5 protein-coding genes are annotated in these 22,457 nt (G+C 72.9%); 1 reads left to right on the top strand and 4 read right to left on the bottom strand.

What is annotated here, in order from left to right:
• Positions 1-188 precede the first annotated feature (188 nt).
• From OG946_RS01530 to OG946_RS01520, 3 genes are all read right to left on the bottom strand, one after another.
• The gene (locus OG946_RS01530) at positions 189-1,229 is read right to left on the bottom strand and encodes a 3-oxoacyl-ACP synthase III family protein (protein WP_326794341.1); all 1,041 of its coding nucleotides are present in this window, start codon (positions 1,227-1,229) and stop codon (positions 189-191) included.
• Between the two features lie 4 nt (positions 1,230-1,233).
• Complete coding sequence (locus OG946_RS01525; protein WP_326794340.1) at positions 1,234-2,436, bottom strand: cytochrome P450; 1,203 nt, start codon at positions 2,434-2,436, stop codon at positions 1,234-1,236.
• A gap of 104 nt (positions 2,437-2,540) precedes the next feature.
• Entirely contained in the window at positions 2,541-2,774 is a 234-nt protein-coding gene (locus tag OG946_RS01520; RefSeq protein ID WP_326794339.1) for a ferredoxin, read from the bottom strand.
• A 189-nt stretch (positions 2,775-2,963) separates the two neighbouring features.
• Here OG946_RS01520 and OG946_RS01515 point away from each other — a divergent pair, with 189 nt between their 5' ends.
• Positions 2,964-4,385 (top strand): NAD(P)/FAD-dependent oxidoreductase, encoded by a 1,422-nt coding sequence (locus tag OG946_RS01515; protein WP_326794338.1) that lies wholly within the window; start codon positions 2,964-2,966, stop codon positions 4,383-4,385.
• A gap of 113 nt (positions 4,386-4,498) precedes the next feature.
• On the opposite strand, the gene OG946_RS01510 is transcribed toward OG946_RS01515, so the two are convergent.
• Positions 4,499-22,429 (bottom strand): SDR family NAD(P)-dependent oxidoreductase, encoded by a 17,931-nt coding sequence (locus OG946_RS01510; protein ID WP_326794337.1) that lies wholly within the window; start codon positions 22,427-22,429, stop codon positions 4,499-4,501.
• Positions 22,430-22,457 lie beyond the last annotated feature (28 nt).

The following is a 22,457-nucleotide window of genomic DNA, read 5'->3' as shown; positions in this document are numbered from 1 at the left end:
TGACGGGGCCTTGGAGGGGTCTAAAGCGGTCGTACGCAGCGGTGGCGGCCCGGCGCGCCGGGCCGCCACCGAGGGCGCCTCCGGCCCCGCGGCTGTGCATGCCCCCGGAGCCCGTACGCCACGGGCGCCGCGCGCCGCTGCGTGAACACAGCGGCGCGCGACGCCCGTTGAGGACCTCTGCGATCCCGTCAGCCGGTCGCCTCCAGCGCGAAGCCCGACTTGATCCACTTGCTCGACTCGATGGCGACGCCGAGGGCCCGGTCGCCCGCGGCGAGCTTCGGCAGCAGCCGCTCCAGTTGGAAGAACACCAGCGCGTTGCCGTTGTTGCCGGTCTCGTCGACGCAGGAGACCTCCTGCGCCTCCGGCGCGCCCATCCGCTCCCGGATCTTCGCCGTCATCCGCCCGGAGAGCTGCGGCGGCAGCACGTAGGTCAGCTCGTCCGGCTTCCAGTCCAGCCCGTCCAGCAGTTCCCCGGCCGACTCGGCGGCCATCTCCGGCACCGCCGCCTCGATCGCCTTGTAGTCCTCGCTGACCGGCGGGCCGTCGAACCGGCGGCTCGCGCCGTACCAGTCGAGCGTCTGCCCGGGCTGCTTGCCCAGCCCCACCAGCCTGGTGAACACCGCCCGCAGCGCGGGCCCCGGCGACGGCTCCGCGGTCAGCACCAGCGCGCCGGCACCGTCCCCGAACAGCATGAGGTTCACCAACTGTGCGGGCGGCAGCGCCGCGGCGTCCATGTCCGGGTCGACGAGCTTCGCCGAGACGTCGCCGCCGAGCACCAGCGCCGTGCGGTGGCTGCCCGACAGCAGCAGCCCCGCCGCCACCGACAGCGCCTGCACCGCGCCCGAGCACCCGGACTGCAACTGGTACGTCGGCACCTGGTCGATGCCGAGCCGGTCCGCGACGACGTTCACCGTCGTCGGCATCAGCATGTCGGGCATCGCCGTGCCCATCACGACCACGTCGACGTCCGACGGCTCCAGGCCGGCCGCGGCCAGCGCCCGCCGACCCGCCGTCTCGCCGAGGTCGGCGAGCGAGAACCGCGGCTCACCGGTCTCCAGATCGACCGCGAGATGGCGGTACTTCGTGCCGACGAACGCCTCCGCCCACTGCTCCCACATCGGGCCCAGGCCCATGCGGCGGCCCAGGGTCGCGTTGTCGATGGGCGGGCCCGGCGACGCCGTGCCGAGGCCGGCGACCCGCAGGCCGCTCTCCGGGTTCAGAACGAGCACGTGATCACCAGGCCACCGGGAGCGAGCTCGCGGCGTACATCGTCGCCTCCGCGCGCAGCGGCACCTCTTCCGGCTCGACCGCCAGCCGCAGGTCGGGGAAGCGGCGGAAGAGCGCCGAGTAGGCGATGCGCATCTCCACCCGGGCCAACTGCTGGCCCAGGCACTGGTGGATGCCGTAGCTGAACGCCATGTGCCCGGAGGTGGAGCGGCTGACGTCGAAGCTGTCCGCGTCCTCGAAGCGCCCCGGGTCGCGGTTGGCCGCCGACAGGGACACCGTGACCCCGTCGCCCGCCTTGATCAGCTTGCCCTCCAGCTCGACGTCCTCCAGCGCGGTGCGCGGCACGCCGAACTGGGCGATCGTCAGGTAACGCATCAGCTCCTCGACGGCGTTGCCGAACAGCTTCGGGTCCTCGCGCAGCCGCTTGACCTCGCCGGGGTGGCGCAGCAGCGCGTACGTGCCGAGCGACAGCATGCTGGCGGTCGTCTCGTGCCCCGCCATCAGCAGCAGCATCCCGATGCCGGTCAGCTCCGCGTCGTTCAGCTCACCGGTCGCGATCAGCCCGCTCAGCAGGTCGTCCTCGGGCTCCTTGTGCTTGAGCTGCACCAGCTCGTGGATCAGCCCGTAGATCGCGGCGAAGGCCGCCGCCACCTCCTCGCCGGACGAGCCGATGCGCATCACGGTCGTCGAGTGGTCCTGGAAACGCTTGCGCTCGCCGTACGGCACGCCCAGCAGCTCGCAGATCGCGAGCGAGGGAATCGGCAGCGCGAACGACGGCACCAGGTCCGTGGGCGGACCCTGCCGCTCCATCTCGTCCAGGTGCTCCTCGGTGATCTGCTCGATCCGCGGCTCCAGCGCCTTCATCCGCCGCACCGTGAACTGGCCGGTGAGCAGCCGCCGGTAGCGGGTGTGGTCCGGCGGGTCCATGTGCATGAAGAAGCCGGGCGGCACCTTCTCCCAGGGCCGGCCGCCGGAGGGCAGCTCGAACGGCACCTTCTTGATGTCGCCCCGGGCGCTGAACCGCTGGTCGCTGAGGACCTTCCGGGCCGCGGTGTGACTCGTCACCAGCCAGCCCACGTGCCCGTCCGGATACAGCAGCGGGCTCACCGGCTCCTCGGCACGCAGCCGGCCCAGCTCTTCCGGCGGGTCCAGCGGGCGCGGCCGCTCGGTCGGCAACCGCCGGGGCGGCGTGGACAGCGTGTCCGACATGACGCGTTTCCTTCCTCCGCATGCGAAGCCGCGGGGCCGGCACTGCCGGTCCACGCCTTTCCGCCCAGCCTCGGGTTATGGCCTTAAGGCGGACTTGGGCGTGCTTAAGGCGCGTCGGCAGGCTCGGCCGACTCCTCGAACCGGATGACCTGTCCCGGGCAGGAGCGCACGGCTTCGTCCACCGCCTCCCACTGCTCCTCGGCCGGGCGCTCTTCCAGCACCACGACCTGACCTGTCGCCTCATCCTGGTCGAAGACCCGCGGGGCCAGGAGCGTGCACATGCCAGACGCGACGCACCGCTCGATCTCGGTCTCGACCTGCATGGAGGAATCCCGCATGAGGGCATCCTTCCGGAAACTCGGATCCGTTGAACCGGCCCGTAGCGTAAGGCCATTCACCTCCGCCTTCGTAGCCGGAAAAGGCTTTAGAAACCGGCAAGTCACCCCCAAGCCGGGGCCCGCATGGTGAACCGGGCGGCATACGGCAACCGCCCGGCACCGGACCATGCGGAAAGGGCGGAACAGCAAATGGCGGAAGCAACCCGGGGCCCGAACACCCGAGTTCACGGAGTCGTACTCGGGGGCGGTCTCGCCGGCGTGCTGGCCGCACGGGCACTGCGGGACCACGTCGACCAGGTCACCGTGGTCGAACGCGACACGTACCCGGAGGAGCCCGAGCCCCGCAAGGGCGTCCCGCAGGGCCGGCACGCGCACATCCTCTGGTCCGGCGGCGCGGAGGCCATCGAGGCGCTGCTCCCCGGCACCCTGGACCGGCTGCGCGCCGCCGGCGCCCACCGCATCGGCGTCAAGGAGGACATGGTCCTCTACAGCGCCTACGGCTGGCAGCACCGCTTCCCCGGCTCCCACTACGCGCTCACCTGCAGCCGCCCCCTCCTCGACCAGACGGTCCGCAAGGCCGCCCTGGACCACCCGGACACGGAGGTGCTGACGAGGACCGAGGCGCACGGGCTGCTCGGCGACCGCACGTGCGTCACCGGCGTCCGCGTACGCACCTCGGACGGCGGCACGCGCGAACTGCCCGCCGACATCGTCGTCGACGCCACCGGCCGCGGCTCCCGGCTGCGGCACTGGCTCACCGACCTCGGCCTGCCGCCCGCCGCCGAGGAGAGCGTCGACACCGGACTCACCTACGCCACCCGCGTCTTCCGCGCCCCCGCCGGCGCCCCCGCGGACTTCCCCGTCGTCAGCGTCTACGCCGACCACCGCACCGGGCAGCCCGGCCGCAACGGCCTGCTCCTGCCCATCGAGGACGGCCGCTGGATCATCACCCTCTCCGGCACCCGCGGCGGCGAACCGACCGCCGACGACGCGCGCTTCGCCGAGTTCGCCCGCAGTCTGCGCGACCCGATCATCGCCGACCTGATCGAGGCCGCGGAGCCGCTGACGGCGGTGCGTACGACCCGCAGCACCCTCAACCGCCGCATGCACCTTGACCGCCTCGCCGACCGCCCCGAAGGGCTCGTCGCGCTCGGCGACTGCGTGGTGTCCCTCAACCCCATCCACGGCCACGGCATGAGCGTCGCCGCCCAGTCCGCCCGGGCCCTGGAGACCTCCCTGAGCCGCGCCGGCGGGCTGAAGCCCGGCCTGGCCCGTACGGCGCAGCAGGCCATCGCCGCCGCCGCCGACGCGCCCTGGCTGCTCTCCGCCTCGCAGGACCTGTGCTACCCCGACAACAAGGCCACGGTCAGCGACCCCCGCCTGACCACCCAGGCCGCGCAGCGGCAGGGGTTCGCCGACCTGGTCACCAGCGCGTCCCTGGTCAACGAGCGCGTCTGCGACGCCCTCACGGCCGTCACCACGCTCACCGCACCGCTGGGCAGCCTGGAGACGCCCGAGTTCCTGGCGTCGATGCGGCAGCAGGGCCGCCCGCCGCTGACGGCGGCGCCGCTGAAGGATGCGGAGGCGGCGGTGCTGCGGGCGGCGAAGTAAGCCGAGCCCGCGGCGAGGCAAAGCCCGCGGCGAGAACAACCCTGGAGAAAAGCAAAGCAACAAGAGAACCGCCCGCCGCGATCGCGGCGGGCGGTTCTCCTTTCACCGGCCTTTCACTGTCCGGGCGTCGAAGGTGCCTCGCTGCCGTCCGTACGGCCGAGCTGCCGGTCGATGAAGTCGAAGATCTCCTCCGTGGACGACTCCTGGATCTTGTTGCTCACGTCCTCGGCCGGGGCTGGACGTGCGTCGTTCCAGTTCGACAGCAGCGTCTGCAGCCGCAGCGTGATCCGCGAGCGCTCCGCCTCGTCCGCCGCGAGCTGCTTCAGCTCCAGCTCCAGCGCGTCCAGATCGGCGATCACCCGGCGCGACGCGCTGACCGCCTCCGGCATCAGGTCCGCCAGGATCCGGCCGGCCAGGGCGTCGGGGGTGGGGTGGTCGAAGATCAGGGTTGCGGGGAGGCGGAGTGCGGTGGTGGTGGTGAGCTGGTTGCGGAGCTGGACGGCGGTGAGGGAGTCGAAGCCCAGCTCCTTGAACGGGCGGTGCGGGTCGATCGTCTCCGCGGTGCCGTGGCCGAGGACCGCGGCGATGTTGCTCCGTACGACATCGAGGACCGCCTTGTGCCGCTGCTCCGGCTCGGGCAGCGCCGCGAGCTGCTCCGCCAGCGCGGTGCCGCCGGGCACGCCCGCGGTCGGCGCCGCGGCCGTACGGCGGGGGGCCCGTACGAGGTCGCGGAGGAGCGCGGGCAGGTGGGGTGCGGTGCGCAAGGTGCTCGGGTTGAGCGGTACGCACAGGTGGTGGGACGCGGAGGTGGTCAGCGCGACGTCGAGGAGGCGCAGCCCGTGCTCCGTCGTGAGCGGGGTGCCGGTGCGGTTCTGCTGGTGGGTGGTGAGGCGGCCGGTGAGGTCGGTGGTGTGCTGCCAGTAGCCCCAGGCGAGGCTCGTGGTGGGGAGCCCTTGCCTGGTGCGGTGGTGGGCGAGGGCGTCGAGGTAGGTGTTGGCGGCGGCGTAGTTGGCCTGGCCGGGGTTGCCGAGGGTGCCGGCGGCGGAGGAGTAGAGGACGAAGTGGGCGAGGTCCAGGTGCCGGGTCGCCTCGTGGAGGTGGTGCGCGGCGTCCACCTTGGGTGCCAGGACGGGGTGCAGGTCGTCGGGGGTGAGTTGGGTGAGGGTGGCGTCGTTGAGGGCACCGGCCGTGTGGACCACGGCAGTGAGCGGGTGCTGCTCGTCGACGGAGCCGACGAGGGTGCGTACGGCGTCGGCGTCGGTGACGTCGCAGGCGGTGAGGGTTACCTGGGCGCCGAGGTCGGTGAGTTCGGCGCGCAGGGCGTCGGCGCCGGGGTGGTCGGGGCCGCTGCGGGAGGCCAGCAGGAGGTGGCGTACGCCGTGCTCTGTGATGAGGTGACGTGCCGTCAGGCTTGCGAGACCGCCGGTGCCGCCCGTGATGAGCACGGTGCCGTCCGGGTCGAGTGGCCGGGACTCCGTCGCGGCGTCGTCGGTGGAGCGGGTGAGGCGGGGGATGAGGACCGTGTTGTCCCGGAGGGCGAGTTGCGGTTCGCCCGTGGCCAGTGCGTCGGTGAGGTGCGGGACGTCGGCCGCTTGCGTCCCGGGCTCGATGCCGGTGGTGTCGGTGTCGATGAGGTGGATGCGGTCGGGGTTCTCGTTCTGGGCCGTACGGACCAGGCCCCACAGCGGCGCATGGGCGAGGTGGATGTCCTCGGCCGGGTCGGTGGCCACCGCGTGGTGGGTGAGGACCGCGAGGCGGCGGTCGGTCTCGTCGTTGTCGGACAGCCAGCTCTGCAGGTGGGTGAGCAGCGCCTCGGTCGCCACGTGCGCCGCGGCCGGGGAGTCCTCGGCGGCCGGGACGGCGACGTACACGTCCACCCGGTCCGGATCCACCACCGCCGACTGATCGGCGGTGGCCGGGCTCCAGCCGAGGTGGAACAGGCTGTTGCGGGTGTCCTCGCTGCTACGGGCGCTGAGCGCCGCGGCGTCGATGGGCCGGGTGTTCAGCGCCGAGACCGTCGCCACCGGCGCGCCCGTCGTGTCCCAGGCGCGGAGGGCGAGGTCGTGGCCGTGCTCGCCCGTGGGGGCGAGGGTGGCGCGTAGCCCGGTGGCACCGGTGGCGTGGACCGACACACCGCTCCACGCGAACGGCAGCCGGAGCTGCCCGTCCGCCCCGTCGTTGTGCGCCGCGAGGGGGTGCAGTGCGGCATCGAGGAGCGCGGGGTGGAGGGTGTGGCCGGAGGCGTCGGCGCCCTGCGGGAGGGCGATCTCGGCGTGCAGGGTCCCGTCGGCTTCCTTCCAGGCCGCGGTCACGCCCTGGAAGACCGGGCCGTACTCGTAGCCAGCCGCGGCCAGCTCCGGGTAGAGCGCGCCGACCTCGAAGGGCTCCGCGCCTGCCGGCGGCCACTGGGTCAGCGGCTCGGCCGGGGCCGCCGGCTCGGCGGTCAGGGTGCCGGTGGCGTGGCAGGTCCAGGGCTCGGGCTCGGCCTCGTCGGTGTGCGGGCGGGAGTGGACGGTGACCTGCCACCGGCCCGTGCCGGACGAGTCGGATCCACCCTGGGGTGCGGCGGTGACCTGGAGGTCGCGGGCGCCGGTCTCCTGGAGCACCAGCGGTGCCTGGAGCGTCAGCTCTTCGAGGTGGGTGGCGCCGGTGTGGTCACCGGCGTACAGGGCCAGGTCGACCAGGCCGGTACCGGGCAGCAGCACGGTCCCGGTGACGGCGTGGTCGGCGAGCCACGGGTGGCTGCTCAGGCTGACCCGGCCGGTGAACACCGTGGTGCCCGCGCCGCCTTCGGTACCGTCGGCGAGCTGGACCGCGGCGTGCAGCAGCGGGTGGGTCGTCGTAGCGAGGCCGAGGTCGGTGGCGCTGGCGAGCCGGGCCGGGGCGTTCAGCCAGTAGGGCTGGTGCTGGAACGGGTAGGTGGGAAGGCTCGGCAGCGCGCTCGCCGACTGCGGGAGATGGGGGGCGAGGTCGACGGAGTGGTGGTGGGCGTGGAGGGTGGTGAGAGTAGTAAGGAAGCGGGTCTTGGCGCCGTTGTTGCGCATCAGCGTGGCGTGGTGGTGGGCGGCGGTGGGGTGTTGCTCGAAGGTGTCCGCCAGGGCCGCGGTCATCACCGGGTGAGGGCTGGACTCGACGAGCGTGTAGTGGCCGTCGTCGAGGAGTTGTTCCAAGGTGGTGTGGAAGTGGACGGGGTGGCGGAGGTTGTTGAACCAGTACTCCGCGTCCAGGTCCTGGTCGAAGGCGAGCTGGGTGCCGGTGTGGGTGGAGTAGAACGGGATGGTGGGTGCCATCGGCTCGATGCCGGCGCGTTCGGCCAGGTCCGTGATGATCGTCTCGCGCAGGTCCTCGACGTGGGGGGTGTGCGAGGCGTAGTCCACCGGGATCAGACGGGCCCGGATCTCCCGCTCCTGATAGGAGTTGACGAGGTCCGTGAGCGGCTGGGTCTCGCCGGCGAGGATGGTGGTGTGCGGGCCGTTGACGGCGGCCACGTGGACGCCCTCGGGCAGGTCGCCCAGTTCGTCTTGGGGCAGCGGGAACGAGGCCATGGTGCCGGTGCCCGCGAGTTGGGTGATGGCCTGTGCCCGCAGGGCGACGACCGCGATGGCGTCGGGCAGGGTCAGCGCTCCGGCGACGTACGCGGCGGCGATCTCCCCCTGCGAGTGGCCGATGACCGCGTCCGGTTCCACGCCGTGGTGGCGTAGCAACTCGGCGATGCCGGTCATCACGGCGAAGAGCGCGGGCTGCACGATGTCCACGCGGTCCAGGGCGTGTTCGTCCTCGCTGGCCAGGACTTCCAGGAGATCCCAGTCGCACCAACGCGACAGCTCGTCGCGGCACGCGGCCAGATGTGCGGCGAAGACCGGCTCCTCGGTGGCCAGTTCGTAGCCCATACGGGTCCACTGTGAGCCCTGCCCGGGGAAGACGAACGCCGTCTTGCCCGCGGCCACCGACCCCGGTCCCGTGACCAGCGCCGGGTGCGCGGCACCCGTGGCCAGTGCGGTCAGTGCTTCACGCAGCTCGTCGCGGTCGGCGGTGACGATGCCCGCGCGGTGCTCCATCTTCGACCGCCCGGACCACAGCCGTCCGGCGAGTGCGCCCACTTCGATCTCGGGGTGCTGCTCCACGTACGCTGCGAGCTGCTCGGCGCTCTGCGCCAGCGCGCCCGCCGTACGGGCGGAAACCACCACCGGAACCGGCGCCGCCCCCGCCTCCGGCTCAGCCTCGGCCTCCGGCAGGGCCGGGGCCGCTTCCAGGATCAGGTGCGCGTTGGTGCCGCTCATGCCGAACGACGACACCGCCGCACGCCGCGGTCCGCTCTCCTCCGTCCAGGGGCGGGCCTCCGTCAGCAGCTCGATGTGGCCCGCGTCCCAGTCGACATGGCTCGTGGGCATGTCGACGTTGAGCGTCGGGGGCAGCACACCGTGCCGCATGGCCTCGACCATCTTGATGACGCCGGCGACACCGGCCGCGGCCTGGGTGTGGCCGATGTTGGACTTGATGGAGCCCAGCCACAGCGGATTCTCTTCGGAGTGCGCCTGGCCGTACGTCTCCAGCAGCGCCTGCGCCTCGATCGGGTCGCCCAGCGTCGTGCCCGTGCCGTGCGCCTCGACGGCGTGGACCTGGTCGCCGCTCAGCCCCGCGTTGGCGAGCGCCTGCTCGATGACGCGGCGCTGCGACGGGCCGTTGGGCGCGGTGAGGCCGTTCGACGCGCCGTCCTGGTTGACCGCGGAGCCGCGGACGACGGCGAGCACCTCGTGTCCGTTGCGCCGCGCGTCCGACAGCCGCTCGACCAGCACCAGGCCGACGCCCTCGCCCCAGCCGGTGCCGTCCGCCGCGTCGGCGAAGGGCTTGCAGCGGCCGTCGGCGGCGAGGCCGCGCTGGCGGGAGAAGACCTGGAAGGTGCCGGGGGTGGCCATGATGGTCGCGCCGCCGGCGAGGGCGAGATCGCACTCCCCGTTGCGCAGCGCCTGCGCCGCGAGGTGCAGGGCGACCAGCGACGACGAGCAGGCCGTGTCCACGGTCATGGCCGGGCCCTCAAGACCGAAGGTGTACGCCACCCGGCCCGAGGCGATGCTCGCGGAGCCGCCCGTGGCGAAGTAGCCCTCCAGGTGGTCCGGCGCGTCGTGCATGCGCATCAGGTAGTCCTGCGAGATGACGCCCGCGAACACGCCGGTGCTGCTGCCCTTGAGGCTGGTGGGATCGATGCCCGCCCGCTCGAATGCCTCCCAGGCGGTCTCCAGAAGCAGCCGCTGCTGCGGGTCAGTGGCCAGGGCCTCGCGCGGGTTCATGTGGAAGAAGTCCGCGTCGAACCGCCCGGCGTCGTACAGGAACGCGCCCTTGCGGGTGTACATCTTGCCCGGCGCGTCCGGGTCCGGGTCGTAGAGGTCGTCGAGGTCCCAGCCGCGGTCGTCCGGCAGGTCGCCGATCGCCTCGACGCCCTCGGAGACCAGCCTCCACAGGTCCTCGGGCCGCCGCATCCCGCCGGGGTAGCGGCAGGCCATCGAGACGATCACGATCGGGTCGTCGTCGGCCACGGCCGCGACCTGCTTCGCCGCGCGCAGCCGCGGCTGCTCGTCCAGCAGCTTGCCCCGCAGGAACGCCGACAGCTCGGTGAGCGTCGGGTGGTCGAAGACCAGCGTGGACGGGAGCTGGAGTGCGGTGGCGTTGGTGAGCCGGTTGCGCAGCTCGACGGCGGTGAGGGAGTCGAAGCCCAGCTCCTTGAAGGGGCGCTGCGGGTCGATGGTCTCCGGACGCGCGTGGCCGAGGACCGCCGCGACGTTGCTCCGGATCAGGTCCAGCACCAGCCGGTCCTGCTCGGCCTCGCCGAGCCCGGCCAGTTCCTCGGCCAGCCCGGAGCGTCGTACCGCGCTCGCGCCCGCGGCGGTCGCGCGGCGCGCGGTGGCCGGTACGAGGTCGCGGAGCAGCGCCGGCACCTTGGGCGCGCGGCGCAGGGCCGCCGGCTCGATCGGCATGCAGACCAGCGTCGACTCGGGCCGGTCCCGGAGCGCGACGTCGAAGAGGCGCAGGCCGTGCTCGGTGGTGAGCGGCTTGCCGGTGCGGCCCTGCTGGTCGGCGGTGAGGTGCTGGGTGAGGCCGGTGGCCTGCTTCCAGTAGCCCCAGGCGAGGCTGGTGGTCGGCAGGCCGAGCCGGTTGCGGTGGTGGGCGAGGGCGTCCACGTAGGTGTTGGCGGCGGCGTAGTTCGACTGCCCCGGGTTGCCGAGGGTGCCGGCCGCGGAGGAGTAGACGACGAAGTGCGCCAGGTCGAGGTGCCGGGTCGCCTCGTGCAGGTGGTACGTGGCGTCGACCTTCGGCGCCAGGACCGGGTGCAGGTCGTCCGGGGTGAGCTGGCTCAGGACGGTGTCGTTCAGCGCGCCCGCGGTGTGGATGACGGCGGTCAGCGGGTGGTCGTCGCCGATGGAGCCGACGAGGGTGCGTACGGCGTCGGCGTCGGTGACGTCGCAGGCCGCGAGGGTGACGTGGGCGCCGAGCCCGGTGAACTCGTCGCGGAGCGCGGTGGCGTTGGGGTGGTCGGGGCCGCTGCGGGAGGCCAGGAGGAGGTGGCGTACGCCGTGCTCGTTGATGAGGTGACGTGCCGTCAGTCCGGCGAGGACTCCGGTGCCGCCGGTGATGAGCACGGTGCCGTTCGGGTCGAGCGGCCGGGGGAGGGTCAGGATCAGCTTTCCGGTGTGCCGGGCCTGGCTGAGGTAGCGCAGGGCCTGGCGAGCCTGCCGTACGTCGAACGAGGTGGTGGGCAGCGGGGTCAGCACACCTTCGGCGAACAGCTCGGTCAGGTGCGCCAGGATCTGCTGGATGCGGTCGGGGCCCGCCTCGATGAGGTCGAAGTTCCGGTACCCGGCGCCGTGTTCGGCCTGGACCGCCTGCGGGTCGCGGATGTCGGTCTTGCCCATCTCGATGAACCGGCCGCCGGGGCGTACGAGGCGCAGGGAGGCGTCGGTGAACTCGTGGGCGAGGGCGTTGAGGACGACATCCACGCCCTGGTCCGGGCCGTGGGTGCGGAAGTGGTCCTCGAAGCCCAGCGTGCGGCTGGACGCGATGTGGTGCTCGTCCAGACCCTGCGCGTACAGCAGGTGGTGCTTGCCGGGGCTGGCGGTGGCGTAGACGTCGGCGCCGAAGTGGCGGGCGAGTTGGAGCGCGGCGGAGCCGACGCCCCCGGTCGCCGCGTGTAGCAGCAGCGACTCGCCGGCCTCCAGCCGCCCGAGGTCCTTGAGCGCGAAGTACGCGGTCAGGAAGGCCACCGGAATCCCTGCCGCCTGGGTGGAGGACCACTCCGCCGGCACGGGCGTGAGCAGCCGGTGGTCGGTGATCGCCCGGCTGCCGGCGCCCTCGGGCATGAGACCCATGACGCGGTCGCCGACCGCCACGCTCGTGACGTCGGCGCCGACCTCGGTCACCACACCCGCGCCCTCGCTGCCGAGGGGCGCCTGGCCCGGGTACATGCCGAGCGCGATGAGCGTGTCGCGGAAGTTCAGCCCGACCGCATGCAGTTGCACGCGGACCTGGCTGCCGGTCAGCGGCGCGTCCCACTCGGGGGCGGGCCGGCAGGCGAGCGCCTCCAGCGTGCCGTCGCCGTCGCTCGCCAGCTTCCACGTGCCTTCCGGAACGTCCAGCACGCCGCTCTCCGCGCCCGTCGCGCGGACGAGGCGCGCGGCCAGCACCTGGCCGCCGCGGACGGCGGTCTGGGGCTCACCGGTGGCGAGGGCGTCGGCGAGGTGCGGGATGCCGGCGGCGCCGCCGTGCGGGTCGATGCCGACGGCGTCGGTGTCCACGAGGTGGATGCGGTCGGGGTTCTCGTTCTGGGCGCTGCGGAGCAGCCCCCAGAGCGGGGCGTGGGCCAGGTGGACGTCCTCGGCCGGGTGGGTGGCGACGGCCCGGTGGGTGACGACGGCCAGCATGCGGTCCGTCTCGTCGTTGGCGGCCAGCCAGTCCTGTACGTGGCCGAGCAGCGCCTCGGTCGCGACGTGCGCCGCGGCCGGGGTGTCCTCGCCCGCGGGCGCGGCGACGTACACGTCGTACCGATCCAGCTCCGCGGGCTCGCCCTGCTCCGTCCCGGCAGGGCTCCAGGAGAGGTGGAAGAGGCTGTTGCGGGTCGCGGCGCCGGTGTCGGCCCCGCTGGTCAGCGCCGAGGCGTCGACGGCCCTGGTGTTGAGGGCGCCGATGGTGGCGACGGGGGCGCCCGTGGGGTCCCAGGCGCGGAGCGCGAGGTCGTGGCCCTGGTCGCCGGTGGGGGTGATCGTCGCGCGGAGGTGGGTGGCGCCGGTGGCGTGGACGGACACACCGGTCCACGCGAACGGCAGCCGCAGTTGCGCGTCCGTCTCCCCTCCGGTCTTGGCGCCGCCCTGGGCCGCCAGCGGGTGGAGGGCCGCGTCGAGGAGGGCGGGGTGGATCGTATGACCGTCGGGGTCGGTGTCCTCGGGCAGGGCGATCTCGGCGTGCAGCGTGCCGTCGGGCTGCGCCCACGCCGCCGTGACGCCGCGGAAGGCGGGCCCGTACGCGTAGCCGCCCGCGGCCAGCCGGGGGTAGATCTCCGACACGTCGAGGGCCTGCGCGCCGGCCGGCGGCCACTGGGTCAACGGCTCGGCCGGGGCCGCCGGCTCGGCGGTGAGGGTGCCGGTGGCGTGGCAGGTCCACGGCTCGGGCTCGGCCTCGTCGTCGGCGTGGGTCCTGGAGTGGATCGTGACCTGCCAGCCGTCCGCGTCGGGGTGGGGCCCTGCGGTGACCTGGAGGTCGCGGGCGCCGGTCTCCTGGAGCACCAGCGGGGCCTGGAGAGTCAGCTCTTCGAGGTGGGTGGCGCCCGTGTGGTCACCGGCGTACAGGGCGAGGTCGACCAGCGCGGTGCCGGGCAGCAGGACCGTACCCGCGACGGCGTGGTCCGCGAGCCACGGGTGGCTGCTCAGGCCGACGCGGCCCGTGAACACCACCGTGCCGGTGGCGCCCGTGCCCGTCTCGTCCGCGAGCGGGACGGAGGCGTGCAGCAGCGGGTGGGTGGTGGTGCCCAGGCCGAGGTCGGACGCGCTGGTGAGCTGGGCGGAGCCGTGAAGCCAGTAGCTCTCCCGCTGGAACGGGTAGGTGGGCAGCTCGGGCACCTGGTCGGCGGGGTGGTCGGTCCGCGGGAAGTGGGGGGTGAGGTCGACGGGGTGGTGGTGGGTGTGGAGGGCGGTGAGTGCCGTGAGGAAACGGACCTTGGTGTCGTCGTTGCGGACGAGGGTGGCGTGGTGGCGGGCCGGGGTGGCGCGCTGCTCGAAGGTGTCGGCCAGGGCCGCGGTCATGACCGGGTGGGGAGAGGACTCGATGAGGGTGTAGTGGCCGTCGTCGAGGAGCTGTTCCAAGGTGGAGTGGAAGTGGACGGGGTGGCGGAGGTTGTTGAACCAGTACTCCGCGTCCAGGTCCTGGTCGAAGGCGAGCAGGGCGCCGGTGTGGGTGGAGTAGAACGGGATGGTCGGGGCCATCGGCTCGATGCCGGCGCGTTCGGCCAGGTCCGTGATGATCGTCTCGCGCAGGTCCTCGACGTGGGGGGTGTGCGAGGCGTAGTCCACCGGGATCAGGCGGGCCCGGATCTCCCGCTCCTGATAGGAGTCGACCAAATCGGTCAGAGGTTGGGTCTCGCCGGCGAGGATGGTGGTGTGCGGGCCGTTGACGGCGGCGACGTACACGCCGTCGGGGAGGTCCTGGAGTTCGTCCTGCGGCAGCGGGAACGAGGCCATCGTTCCGGTGCCCGCGAGGCGGGTGATGGCCTGTGCCCGCAGGGCCACCACGGCGATGGCGTCGGGCAGGGTCAGCGCTCCGGCGACGTACGCGGCGGCGATCTCGCCCTGCGAGTGGCCGATGACCGCGTCCGGTTCCACGCCGTGGTGGCGTAGCAACTCGGCGATGCCGGTCATCACCGCGAAAAGCGCCGGCTGCACGATGTCCACGCGGTCCAGGGCGTGTTCGTCCTCGCTGGCCAGGACTTCCAGGAGATCCCAGTCGCACCAACGCGACAGCTCGTCCCGGCACGCGGCCAGGTGGTCTGCGAAAGCAGGCTCGTCCGCGGCGAGTTGATAGCCCATACGGGTCCACTGCGAGCCCTGCCCGGGGAAGACGAACGCGGTCTTGCCCGCGTTGACCGCGCCGGGCCCGGTCACCAGCGCCGGGTGCGCGGCACCCGTGGCCAGTGCGGTCAGTGCCTCGCGCAGCTCGTCGCGGTCGGCGGTGACGATGCCCGCGCGGTGCTCCATCTTCGACCGCCCGGACCACAGCCGTCCGGCGAGTGCGCCCACTTCGATCTCGGGGTGCTGCTCCACGTACGCCGCGAGCTGCTCGGCGCTCTGCGCCAGCGCGCCCGCCGTACGGGCGGAAACCACCACCGGAACCGGCGCCGCCCCCGCCTCCTCATCCGGAGCCGGCTCCGCCGACGGCGCATCCGCAGCCGCGGTCTCCACCGGCGCCGCCTCCAGCACCACGTGTGCGTTCGTGCCGCTGATGCCGAACGACGACACCGCCGCCCGGTACGGCTCGTCGCTCTCGGGCCACGGCGTCGATTCCGTGATCAGCGAAATGGTGCCGGAGCTCCAGTCGACGTGCTGGGACGGCTCGTTGACGTGGAGGGTGGGGGGCAGCGTGCCGTGGCGCATGGCCTCGACCATCTTCATGACGCCCGCTACGCCCGCCGCGGCCTGGGTGTGGCCGATGTTGGACTTGATGGAGCCCAGCCACAGCGGCCGCTCAGGGCTGTGCTCGCGCCCGTACGTCGCGAGCAGCGCCTGCGCCTCGATCGGGTCGCCCAGCGCCGTGCCCGTGCCGTGCGCCTCCACGGCGTCCACCTGACCGGGGGTCAGCCCGGCGCTGACCAGCGCCTGCTCGATGACGCGCTGCTGTGACGGGCCGTTGGGCGCGGTGAGCCCGTTCGACGCACCGTCCTGGTTGATGGCGGAGCCCTTCAGCACCGCCAGCACCTTGTGCCCGTTCCGCTGGGCGTCCGACAGCCGCTCCAGCAGCACCAGGCCGACGCCCTCGCCCCAGCCCGTACCGTCCGCCGCGTCGGCGAACGCCTTGCACCGGCCGTCCACGGACAGCACACGCTGCCGGGAGAACTCGATGAACGCACCCGGGCTCGACATGACGGTGGCGCCGCCCGCGAGGGCGAGGTCGCACTCGCCGTTGCGCAGCGCCTGCGCCGCGAGGTGCAGCGCGACCAGCGACGACGAGCACGCGGTGTCGATCGTCACCGCCGGGCCTTCGAGCCCGAAGGTGTACGCCACCCGGCCCGAGGCGACGCTCGCCGCGCTGCCGTTGCCGAGGTAGCCCTCGAAGCCTTCCGGGGCGTTCTGCATGAGCCGCGAGGCGTAGTCGCCGTAGATCACGCCGGCGTAGACCGCGGTGCTGCTGCCCCTGAGCGTGGCCGGGTCGATACCCGCCCGCTCGAACGCCTCCCAGGAGGTCTCCAGCAGCAGCCGCTGCTGCGGGTCCGTGGCCAGCGCCTCGCGCGGGTTCATCCGGAAGAAGTCGGCGTCGAACTCGTCGGCCTCGTGCAGGAATGTGCCGTAGCTGGTGTAGCTCTTGCCTGTCGCCGCCGGGTCGGGGTCGAAGAGGTTCTCCAGGTCCCAGCCGCGGTTCGTCGGGAAGCCGGAGAGACCTTCGCGGCCCTCGGCGACGAGCTTCCACAGGTCGGCGGCGGAGTGCACGTCGCCGGGGAAGCGGCACGCCATCGACACGATGACGACGGGGTCGTCGGTGGTGTCGGCGCTTACGACCTGCGCCGCCGCCGCGCGCGGCGCCGACTCCAGCACCTCGGCACCGATGTGGTCGGCGAGTACCTGCGCGGTCGGGTAGTCGAAGATCAGGGTCGCCGGCAGCCGCAGCCCGGTGGCGGCGTCGAGCCGGTTGCGCAGCTCGACCGCGGTGAGGGAGTCGAACCCGAGGGCGTTGAACGGCGCCTGCGCGTCCACGGCGGCGGCGTCGCTGTGCCCCAGGACGGCGGCGGCGTTGGTGCGCACGAGGTCGAGCAGCAGGCGCTGCTGCTCGGCAGCCGACAGCCCGGCGAGCTGCTGCGCGAGCCCCGAGACCTCGCTCGGCACGGCGGCCGCGGCCGCCCGGCGGCGCGCCCGCGGGGCGAGGTCGCGCAGGAGGGCGGGGACGCGGTCGCCGGTGCGGAGGGTGGCCGGGTTCAGCGGGACGCAGAGGTGGTATGGGGACGGGGTGGCGAGGGCGGCGTCGAGGAGCTTCAGACCGTGCTCGGTGCTGAGCGCCGCGTCGCTGCGGGCCACCTCGCTGTCGCCGAGGTGCTGGGTGAGGTCGGTGGTGTGCTTCCAGTAGCCCCAGGCGAGGCTGGTGGTGGGCAGGCCCTGCTGGGTGCGGTGGTGGGCGAGGGCGTCCAAGTACGTGTTGGCGGCGGCGTAGTTGGCCTGTCCCGGGTTGCCCAGGGTGCCGGCCGCCGACGAGTAGAGGACGAAGTGGGCCAGGTCCAGGTGCCGGGTCGCCTGGTGCAGGTGGTACGCGGCGTCGACCTTCGGCGCCAGGACCGGGTGCAGCGTCTCCGGGGTGAGCTGGGTCAGGACCGTGTCGTTGAGCACGCCCGGGGTGTGGATCACCGCGGTCAGCGGGTGCCGCTCGTCGACGGAGGCGATGAGGGTGTGGACGGCGTGGGCGTCGGTGACGTCGCAGGCCGCGAGGGTGACCTGGGCGCCGAGCTCGGTGAGTTCGGCGCGCAGGGTGTCGGCGTCGCGGTGGTCGGGGCCGCTGCGGGAGGCCAGCAGGAGGTGGCGTACGCCGTGCTCGGCGACGAGGTGACGGGCCGTCAGCCTGGCGAGGCCGCCGGTGCCGCCCGTGATCAGCACCGTGCCGTCCGGGTCGAGCGGCCGGGGGAGCGTCAGGATCAGCTTGCCCGTGTGCCGGGCCTGGCTGAGGTGCCGTAGCGCGTTGGGGGCGTGGCGTACGTCGAAGCAGGTGGTCCGCGGCGCCGTGAGATGGCCCGCGGCGAACAGCGCGGCCAGGTCGACGAGCATCTCCTGGATGCGGTCGGGACCGGCCTCGATGAGGTCGAAGTTCTGGTAGCGGACCCGGTGGTCTGCCTCCACGGTCTGCGGGTCGCGGACGTCGGTCTTGCCCATCTCCAGGAACCGGCCGCCGGGGCGCAGCAGGCGCAGCGACGCGTCGGTGAACTCGTGGGCGAGCGCGTTGAGCACCACGTCGACACCCTGGTGCGGGGTGTGGGCGCGGAAGTGGTCCTCGAAGTCGAGGGACCGGCTGGACGCGACGTGCTGCTCGTCCAGGCCCTGCGCGTACAGCAGATGGTGCTTGCCCGGGCTGGCCGTCGCGTAGACGTCGGCGCCCCAGTGGCGGGCGAGCTGGAGCGCGGCCGAGCCGACGCCGCCGGTGGCGGCGTGCAGCAGCAGCGACTCGCCGGCCGCCAGGCCGCCGAGGTCCTTGAGCCCGTAGTACGCGGTGAGGTACGCCACCGGGACCCCGGCCGCGTCGGTGAACGACCACCCCTCGGGGACGGCGGTGACCATGCGGTGGTCGGTGACCGTCTGCGCGCCCACGCCGTTCGGGAACATGCCCATGACGCGGTCGCCGACCGCGACATTGGCGACGTCGGCGCCGACCTCGGTCACGACACCCGCGCCCTCGCTGGCCAGCAGCGCCTCGCCCGGGTACATGCCGAGGGTGATCAGGGCGTCGCGGAAGTTGAGCCCGATGGCACGCACCGCGACCCGCACCTGATGCGGAGCCAGCGTCTCGGGGAGGTTCGGGTTCGGCAGGAAGGCGAGGTTGTCGAACGTGCCGGAGGCGGTCTTGTCCAGCCGCCAGGACTCCTCGCCGGCGGGAAGCGCCAGCGCGTCGGCGGTCCCCTCGGCGGAGCGGGCCAGCCGGGGTACGAGGACCTGCTCGTGCCGAAGCGCGAGCTGCGGCTCGCCGGTCGCCAGTGCGTCGAGCAGGTGGGGGACGGCGGCGGGGTCGCCGCCGGTGACGGCCTCGACGGCGGTGTCGGTGTCGATGAGGTGGATGCGGTCGGGGTTCTCGTTCTGGGCGGTACGGACCATGCCCCACAGCGGCGCGTGCGGGAGGTGCACGTCGTCGGCCGGGCTGGTCGCGACGGCGCGGTGGGTGAGGACGACGAGACGGCGGTCGGTCCGGTCGTTGGCGGCCAGCCAGCCCTGTACGTGGGTCAGCAGTGCCTCCGCCGCGGCGTGCGCGGCGGTGGGGCCGTCGTCCTCGGCGGGAGCCGCGACGTAGAGGTCCACCAGCTCCGGTGCCACCCGCTCGGCCTGGGCGTGCTGCTCGGCGGCGGCCGCGTTCCAGGCGAGGTGGAAGAGGCTGTTGCGGGTGGCCGTGTCGGCGTGGGGGCCGCCGGTGAGCGCCGAAGCGTCGACCGGGCGGGAGTTGAGCGCGGAGACGGTGGCGACGGGCGCGCCGGAGGGGTCCCACGTGTGCAGGGTCAGATCGTGGCCGTGCTCGCCGGTCGGGACGAGGGTGGCGCGCAGGTGGGTGGCGCCGGTGGCGTGGACGGTGACGCCGGTCCAGGCGAAGGGCAGCCGGAGCCGGCCGTCGGCGCTGTCCTTGTCGCCCTTGCCGAGGTTCTCGGCCGCGAGGGGGTGGAGGGCGGCGTCGAGCAGGGCGGGGTGGATGGTGTGGCCGGCGGCGTCGGTGCCCTCGGGAAGGGTGATCTCGGCGTGGAGGGTGCCGTCGGGGCCGCGCCAGGCGGCGGTGACGCCCTGGAAGGCCGGCCCGTACTCGTAGCCCGCGGAGTGCAAGCGGGGGTAGAGGTCGGTGACCTCCACGGGCTCCGCGCCGGACGGCGGCCACTGGGTCAGCGCCGGGACCGGGTGGGCGGAGGCGTCGGCGTCGGTCGTGAGGATGCCGGTGGCGTGGCAGGTCCAGGGCTCCGGCTCCGCGTCGTCCGCGGTGTGGCGGCGCGAGTGGATCGTCACCTGCCACCGGCCGCCGTCCTGGCCCTCTGCCCCGGCGAGGGGGACGGTGGTGACCTGGACGTCGTGGATGCCGGCCCCGTCCAGGGTGAGGGGCGCGTGCAGGGTCAGCTCTTGCAGGTGGGTGGCGCCGGTGTGGTCGCCGGTGTGCAGGGCGAGGTCCACGAGGGCGGTGCCGGGGAGGAGGACCGTACCGGCGACGGCGTGGTCGGCGAGCCACGGGTGGGTGGAGAGGCTGAGGCGGCCGGTGAAGACCGTCGTACCGGCGGAGCCTGAGCGGCCCCCGGTGGTGTCCGCGAGCTGCACGGCGGCGCTGAGGAGGGCGTGGGTGGTGCCGAGTTGGCCGAGGTCGGTTGCGCTGGTGAGCGCGGCGGGCGCGTCGAGCCAGTAGGGGCGGTGCTGGAAGGGATAGGTGGGGAGGACGGGGAGCTTGCCCGCGGTGTCGGGGAGGTGGGGGGTGAGGTCGAGGGGGTGGTGGTGGGTGTGGAGGCTGACCAGGGTGGCGAGGTGGGTGCGGGTCTCGTCCGGGAGGTGGGGGGTGCTGCGGACGCCGGACGGGAGGTGGGGGGTGAGGGTGGGGTGGGGTGCCAGTTCGGTGAAGAGGCTGATGCCGTCGGTCTCGGTGAGGTGGGTGACGCCTTGGTGGAAGTGGACGGGTTGGCGGATGTGCTGGGCCCAGTAGTGGGGGTCGTGGTGCTGGTCGTTGGTGGCGGGCTGGCCGGTGACGTTGGAGATGACCGGGATGCTGGCGTCGCCGAGGGTGTGGTGGGCGAAGAGGTCTGTCAGGTGGTCGGTGAAGGTGTCGAGGATCGGCTCGGTGTGAGCGGTGTGGAAGGCGTGCGCGACCTTCAGCGCCTTGGTACGGATGCCCGCCTCGGTCAGCTCCGCGGCGAGCGCTCGGAGCGGCTGGTGCGGGCCGGCGACGGCGAGGGAGGTGGCGGAGTTGTACGCCGCGATGGCCACCTCGTCGTGGCGCTTGAGATAGGGGGCGAGGGTGTCGGCGTCGGTGTTGACGGCGAGCATGCCGGTGCCGTCGGGGAGAGTGTGGAGCAGCTTCGCTCGCGTGGCGACCATGTCGGCGGCTACGGCGAGGGGCAGGACGCCGGTGAGGTGGGCGGCGGAGAGTTCGCCGATGGAGTGGCCGACGAGCGCGGTGGGCTCGACGCCGGTCGTCTGGAGCAGCCGGTAGCCGGCCACGTGGTGGGCGAAGAGGGCGGGCTGGGTGTAGAGCGTGGTCTCAAGGAGGGCGGCGTGTTCGCTGTCGGGTTCGGCGAACATCACCTCCCGTAGCGGGACCTCGGTGTCGAGGTGCTCGTCGAGCGCCGCGCAGACCTGGTCCAAGGTCTCGGCGTAGGCGGGGAAGGTTTCGTACAACTCGCGGCCCATGCCGGGGCGCTGGCTGCCCTGCCCGGAGAACATCACCGCCAGCCGGCCGCCGGTCTCGACCGAGCCCAGGCCGGTGACCAGAGCCGGGTGCGTGGCACCGGTGGCCAAGGCGGTGAGAGCTTCACAGAGTTCGGTGCGGTCAGCGGTGACGATGCCCGCGCGGTGCTCCAGCTTCGCCCGCCCCGACCACAGCCCGACCGCCAACGCGCCCACCTCGACGTGCGGGTGCTCCTCGACATACGACGCCAGCCGACCCGCGACCTCCGCGAGCGCAGCCGTCGTACGGGCGGAAACCACCACCGGCACCGGCGAGGGCTCGGCCTTCGCGTCGGCATCGGCAGACTGCTCCGGCGCGGCTTCGAGGATGACGTGGGCGTTGGTGCCGCTGATCCCGAACGACGAGACCGCCGAGCGCCGCGGCTCACCGGTCTCCGGCCAGGGCTGCGTCTCGGTCAGCAGCGACACATGGCCCGCGGTCCAGTCGACGTGGCTGCTGGGCTCATCCACGTGCAGCGTGGGAGGCAGCACCCCGTGACGCATCGCCTCGACCATCTTGATGACACCCGCGACACCGGCCGCCGCCTGGGTGTGCCCGATGTTCGACTTCACCGCACCCAGCCACAACGGACGCTCAGCACTGTGCGCCGCACCATAGGTCGCCAGCAACGCCTGCGCCTCGATCGGGTCACCCAGCGTCGTACCCGTACCGTGCGCCTCCACCGCATCGACCTGACCCGCACTCAACCGCGCACTGGCCAGGGCCTGCTCGATGACACGCTGCTGCGACGGCCCGTTCGGCGCCGTCAGGCCGTTCGACGCACCGTCCTGATTGACCGCCGAACCACGCAACACCGCAAGGATCTCGTGCCCGTTACGCTCCGCGTCCGACAGCCGCTCCAGCAGCACGAAGCCGACGCCCTCGCCCCAGCCCGTACCATCCGCAGCCTCCGCAAACGGCTTGCACCGCCCATCCGGCGCCAAACCCCGCTGCCGCGAAAACTCCACAAACACACCCGGCGTCGCCATCACCGTCACACCACCGGCAAGAGCCAGCTCACACTCGCCGTTACGCAGCGCCTGCGCGGCGAGGTGCATGCCCACCAGAGAGGAGGAGCAGGCGGTGTCGACCGTGACCGCCGGGCCCTCAAGTCCGAAGGTGTACGCCACCCGCCCCGACGCCACACTCGCCGCACCGCCGTTGCCCAGGAAGCCCTCGTAGCCCTCCGGGATCTGGTGCATGAGCCGGCCGGTGTAGTCGTCGTACATGACCCCGGCGAAGACGCCCGTCTTGCTGCCCTTGAGGGAGTGGGAGTCGATGCCCGCGCGCTCGAACGTCTCCCAGGCCGCCTCCAGCAGGAGCCGCTGCTGCGGGTCCGTGGCCGTGGCCTCCCGCGGGCTCATGCCGAAGAACTCGGGGTCGAACTCGTCCGCCGTGTGCAGGAAGCCGCCCTCGCGGGCGTAGCTCTTTCCGGTCCTGTCGGGGTCCGGGTCGTAGAGGCCCTCGACGTCCCAGCCGCGGTTGACCGGGAACTCCGACACCGCGTCCGTACCCGCGGCGACCAGCCGCCACAGGTCCTCCGGCGAACGCACCCCGCCCGGGTAGCGGCAGGCCATCGAAACGATCGCAATCGGCTCCTGCCTTGCCGTCTCGGCGTCCTGCAGGCGCTGCCGCGTCTGGTGCAGCTCGGCGACTGCGCGGGTCAGGTACTCCCGAAGCTTGGCTTCGTCCGACATTGGTCGTCGCTCCTCTGTACGGAATTGC

The sequence above is a fragment of the Streptomyces sp. NBC_01808 genome (assembly GCF_035917395.1).
GTDB lineage: Bacteria > Actinomycetota > Actinomycetes > Streptomycetales > Streptomycetaceae > Streptomyces.
Note: the sequence above shows the minus strand (reverse complement) of the source record. Positions and strands in the feature narration are given on the sequence as shown.

What these genes read in the sequence shown, in the direction of transcription:
- OG946_RS01515 (WP_326794338.1), top strand. Translation starts at nt 2,964, where the DNA reads ATGGCGGAAGCAACCCGGGGCCCGAACACCCGAGTTCACGGAGTCGTA.
- OG946_RS01525 (WP_326794340.1), bottom strand. Translation starts at nt 2,436, where the DNA reads ATGTCGGACACGCTGTCCACGCCGCCCCGGCGGTTGCCGACCGAGCGG.
- OG946_RS01510 (WP_326794337.1), bottom strand. Translation starts at nt 22,429, where the DNA reads ATGTCGGACGAAGCCAAGCTTCGGGAGTACCTGACCCGCGCAGTCGCC.
- OG946_RS01520 (WP_326794339.1), bottom strand. Translation starts at nt 2,774, where the DNA reads ATGCGGGATTCCTCCATGCAGGTCGAGACCGAGATCGAGCGGTGCGTC.